This is a genomic window from Brevundimonas sp. P7753 (assembly GCF_013386595.1).
Classification (GTDB): Bacteria; Pseudomonadota; Alphaproteobacteria; order Caulobacterales; family Caulobacteraceae; genus Brevundimonas; species Brevundimonas bullata.
Genome location: NZ_JACARP010000200.1, coordinates 1 through 983 on the forward strand (window position 1 = coordinate 1; position 983 = coordinate 983).

Annotated in this window: 1 protein-coding gene; it reads right to left on the reverse strand. The window is 71.4% G+C overall.

What is annotated here, in order from left to right; translation table 11 throughout:
- Positions 1–72 precede the first annotated feature (72 nt).
- On the reverse strand, positions 73–983 hold a 911-nt coding region (locus tag HX774_RS19070), incomplete at its 5' end, for a S1C family serine protease (protein WP_178828985.1).

A 983-nucleotide genomic window follows, 5' to 3' on the forward strand; every position in this document is an offset into this window, starting at 1 on the left:
CCCCTCCCCCTCCTGGCGACGCGGGCGTTTTGCTGTCTGGCCCGCGTCCCCTGAAATTGAAACGAAGATCGATCAGCCCGGAAGGCTGATCGTCGTCCGCTCGCCGTCGCGCATCACCGTCAAGTCGACCGCACCGCCGGCAGCCTGCAGGGCCGCAGCCAAGGCCGTCATGTCCGCCACGCTGGTCGAACCCGCCGAGACCACCACGTCGCCCGCCTGAACGCCCGCCGCCGCCGCGGCGGAACCGCCCTCGACCACGGTGATCTGGGCGCCCGCGCCGTCGCCGCTGTTGCGGAAGGTCAGGCCCCGCGCCATGGCCGCGCTGCGTCCCACTCTCACGGCCGCCGGATCGGACGACTGGACCGTCAAAGTGGCCGTCGCCTCGCGTCCGTCGCGCAGATAGACGACCGGCAGGGCGGCGCCCGGCCGAGCGATGCCGACCGTGGCCTGGACCGAGCCGGCGTTGGCCACGGGGCGGTTCTGGATGCGGGTGATCACGTCGCCAGGCCGCAGGCCCGCCTGCTCGGCGGATGACCCCGGCGCGGCGTCATAGACGACAGCCCCGCGCACCAGGTTCAGCCCCAGATCACGCGCCCGTTCGGCTGTCAGCGACCCCAGGGCCACGCCGATCTGACCGCGCTTGACCTCGCCGGTGGCGCGCAACTGGTCGACCACGAACATCATGATCCGCGTCGGCACGGCGAAGGCGATGCCGTCGTTGCCGCCGCCCATGCCGCCGGACAGGATCGAGGTGTTGATGCCGATCAGCCGGCCCCGGCTGTCCAGCAGCGGCCCGCCCGAGTTGCCCGAGTTCACCGCCGCGTCGGTCTGGATATAGTCCTCGATGGCGTCGCCCATGCCCGAACGGTTGAGGCCCGAGATGACCCCCATGGTCAGGGTCTGATCCAGGCCCAGGGGATAGCCGACCGCAAAGGCCAGGTCGCCGGTGCGCAGGGTGTCGGAATCCACCGTCTGGACCTGGG